Below are 3994 nucleotides of genomic sequence, written 5' to 3'. Positions count from 1 at the left end.
TTGCTATCTTTTTTATTTTTTCATACATCTAATTCTATTACAGATCTGTTAAAGGTCATCTCTTCATACACCTTTAAATTTTGATATATAGTGCCTAATAATGGTGCCGCTATAGAAAATTGCTCTGCTACATCCAGTAAATATCCTTGCAAGTGCTTCCCTTCAATAAACGAACCCTTCTCCATATCACGTTGCATCGATGACTTCATATCATACGAAATTTTATCAATTGTTTTCATATGTTCCTGGGCAATATTAACCTTTATTGGAGCTCCTAATACTTTCATAATTTGTACAGATTCCTCAAATACATTACGGATAAAATCACGGCCGCCTTCACTTTCACGAATTGGTCCAATTGGTGCACGCATTAACGTTGTCACACCGGACATTACAGTAATAAATAAATATTTATGCCACATATCTTGCGTAATATTTTCACTTAAAACAAAACTAGATTTCGTACCTGCAAATGCTTTAGAAATATGCTTTACTCTCTCTGAATTTTGAGACTTAATTTCTCCAAACACAAGTCTGTTGGCAGCGCTAGTTTGTACAATTTCTCCTTGATCGTTTAACGTCGTCTCGATAAAGCATAAACCGCCAAGTACTTTTTCTTCGCCGAATTCTTTTTGTAATAGTGATAAATGAGCGATACCATTTAACAATGGAATGATTACAGTACCTTCGCCAACAAACGGCTTCAAATCTTGAATTGCCTCGTTTAAGTGATACGCTTTTGTTGAAAATAAAATGACATCAAATGGAGAAGTTCTCTCTTCCTTCGTTATTAATTTCGGTTGAAAGGAAAAATCCCCGTTAACACTTCGGATTACAAGTCCTCTTTCCTCTAATTGTTTTTTCCGTTTACTACGAACAAGAAATGTAACATCTTCTCCCTTTTCGACTAATCTGCCACCAAAAAATCCTCCGACTCCACCAGCGCCTAATACTAAAATCCGCATACAGCATCCCCCTTTTCAAAATACAATTTTATAACTTTTAGTATACATAACATTATACATGTCCTCTGCTAAATAAGCTGAATTTTCACTCTCAATCGAGTATAAAACAGTGGTTATTTTCAAATAAATTTGGGCATGTTGTTTCTATAGCATATATGGAAAGGAAACAATGTAGATGGAGGCAATACAAGCAATTGAGGAAAAAGATGTAGCAACAGCTATATTTCAATTTATATTCCCGTTTTCGTTTAAAGCTGGATATGAACAAAATATGTTCCCTTTCTTACAAAAAAACGATTTCCGTCCTTTTCGGCTCGATCATCTCTATGATGAAAATACATATTATGGGGAGTTTAAAGTTTCACATCAAAATATGGAAGCATACTATCTTTCATTTACAAATAAAATTCTCTTTCCTCACTCAGAGCATCAAAAGGGCTTGCAACGTTATTCAAAGGACCTTAACTTAACTGGACATTTAACAACAAACCTTATCTCAATCCCATTCAAGATACACTCTATTGATATAACACTTTGTCCTTATGAACTTGGCTTCTTAACAATTCGAACAGAAGTAAACACTGCTCCAAGCATGACTTTATCTGAAGCAATCGAATTCGCTGCTCGCTTCCGTGTACTTGAAACTAAAAATGATACAAATGAGACTATTTGTATTGAATGTAACGGAAAAAAGTATTCCCAAGTTGAAAAATTCATTTTTGGTTATTTATTTCATGGCGTAACTGATTTCTTTGAAAAGAAGAGATTACGAAGTTCATACTTTCAAACCTTCCCTTTCTTCGAAGACCAAAGAATGTACGTCCAAACTTTATTGTCACTAAAAGAAGGTATGGAACTTAATGAAGTGGATGTTTATCGTACTTCTAGTCTTTCCGGATTAACAAGTGATGGTAAGCCATATGTGAGTGCAAATAACCTTCCTTACATTCATGACTATTTAAAAAAACACGCTTACCAGAGATGGGCTCCAAATCGTTATTTCATAATGGAAGAACATATTTTTACATGTGTAACAAATGAAGGAGAACGCGAAATCGCTAAACTTGCTAGTCAAATGTACGGAGAATTTTATTACGCTTTATTATTAAACCTATTCCATAAAATTGTTTTATTAAAAATGGCAAACGCCTATGCTGAGCTAAACATTGAACAAGATACTAATGAAATAGAGAAATTAATTTATTCGATCAATTCGTTCACTGCTAATTATTTTTCTTTAGAATTAGTATCCCAATCACAAAGTGAAGATATTTTCTTTCGTTTAAGAAAACTTTTTAATATTGAGGTTCTATACTCGAACGCGAAACAAAATCTTGATAGTTTGTTTAAATATCAAGAAAATGTCGCCTCTAAAAAAGATAGCCTCTTATTATTAATTTTAACGCTCTACTCTGTAGTGGGCCAAATGTTAGGGTTTACTATGATTGACCTTTTAAGAAACACCGATTCAAACAAAATATCGTCACCTCTTGAATTTTTCGCTCTATTAATTGCGATTAGCGGCATTGTCATTTCACTTATTTTAGGAGCTCAAAGTTTATACCAATGGGGTTTACAGCATAAACGAAGAAAAGCTTGGGTAAAACAAACTGTACTTTCTGCCGTTAAAGAGAAAGAAGATAAAAATTAAAGAAGGTTATTTTCAAATTCTTGGCGCGCTGCAGTAAGTGAAATCTTTATCAGCGATTTTCCGATTATATCGGCGCAACTCGAAATATATCAGCGATTTTTAAGATATATCAGCGCAACTCAAAATATATCAGCGATTTTCAAGATATATCGACTTACCGACAAAAACCGACAAATGACAGAACCGTATAATAAAAAAAGGGTGCTCCAAAATAAAACTTGGAGTACCCCTTTTTATTATACGAATTCAATTTATTTCCCTGCTTCGATTTGCTCTAATGCAGTAGCTACTTGCTCTTCCGTTAATTCATGTTGTATTACGTAGCGGTTACGTGGACTTACACGACATTCATGAGAACATGCACGTAAATATTTCGCTTCGTTTTCTTCAGAACATAAAATTTTCTTATTACATTCTGGATTTGAACAGTTTACATAGCGCTCACAAGGTTCACCTGTAAAGTGGTCTTTACCAACGATAACATGTTCTTTTTGGTTTACTGGTACAGCGATACGCTCATCGAACACGTAACATTGTCCATCCCAAAGCTCACCTTGTACTTCTGGGTCTTTTCCGTACGTTACAATTCCGCCGTGAAGCTGACTTACATCTTCATAGCCTTCACGAACTAACCAACCAGAAAACTTCTCACAACGAATTCCGCCTGTACAATAAGTTAAAATCTTTTTACCTTCAAGTACTTCTTTGTTTTCACGAATCCAATCTGGTAATTCACGGAAGGATTCGATATCAGGTTTAATCGCACCTTTGAAGTGACCTAAATCAAATTCATAATCATTTCGTGCATCAATGATAACTGTATCTTCTTGTTTCATTGCTTCATAAAAATCTTTTGGCTCTAAATACTTCCCAGTTATTTCGTGCGGGTTAATGTCATCTTCTAGACGAAGTGTAACTAACTCTGGACGAGGACGCACGTGCATTTTCTTGAATGCATGACCATCAGCTTCATCTATTTTAAATACGATACCGTCAAAACGTGGATCATTGTTCATTGCTTCCATGTATTTCTCTGTTTGTTCTACAGTTCCAGAACAAGTTCCGTTAATACCTTCTTTTGCTACAAGAATTCTTCCTTTTAATTCAAGTGAATTACAAAATGCTAAATGCTCTGCCGCGAATTCTTCTGGGTTTTCAATTGTTGTGTACATGTAATATAGTAATACTCTGTATGGTTTTGTAGTTGCCAATGTATTTCTACCACCTATCTAATTTTTTAAATCATGTATAAGTTAACGTTCATATCAAAACATATATAATAAGAAAATGAATCCCATTTTCTTTTCTTTATACTATTTTCTATCAGTTAACAAAAATAAAAAACAAGATTACACACCAAAACACTATGGTTATGTTG

General features: G+C 34.2%; 3 protein-coding genes. 1 reads left to right on the top strand and 2 read right to left on the bottom strand.

Features of this window, described 5'->3' with window-relative positions; translation table 11 throughout:
- Positions 1-20 precede the first annotated feature (20 nt).
- Entirely contained in the window at positions 21-965 is a 945-nt protein-coding gene (gene panE, locus ABWK52_RS27655) for a 2-dehydropantoate 2-reductase (protein ID WP_001221896.1), read from the bottom strand.
- A gap of 175 nt (positions 966-1140) precedes the next feature.
- Between panE and ABWK52_RS27650 the strand changes: the two genes are divergently transcribed.
- Positions 1141-2616 carry a hypothetical protein gene (locus ABWK52_RS27650; RefSeq protein ID WP_087968052.1) on the top strand — a complete coding sequence of 492 codons (1476 nt, stop codon included), beginning with the start codon at positions 1141-1143 and terminating at the stop codon, positions 2614-2616.
- A gap of 251 nt (positions 2617-2867) precedes the next feature.
- Here ABWK52_RS27650 and trhO read toward each other — a convergent pair whose 3' ends face one another.
- Complete coding sequence (trhO, locus tag ABWK52_RS27645) at positions 2868-3827, bottom strand: oxygen-dependent tRNA uridine(34) hydroxylase TrhO (protein ID WP_000246215.1); 960 nt, start codon at positions 3825-3827, stop codon at positions 2868-2870.
- Between the last annotated feature and the right edge of the window lie 167 nt (positions 3828-3994).

The sequence above is a fragment of the Bacillus sp. AP50 genome (assembly GCF_040492675.1).
Taxonomy (GTDB): domain Bacteria; phylum Bacillota; class Bacilli; order Bacillales; family Bacillaceae_G; genus Bacillus_A; species Bacillus_A cereus.
The sequence above is the reverse complement of the archived record's forward strand: the minus strand, read 5'-3'. Positions and strand labels throughout refer to the sequence as shown.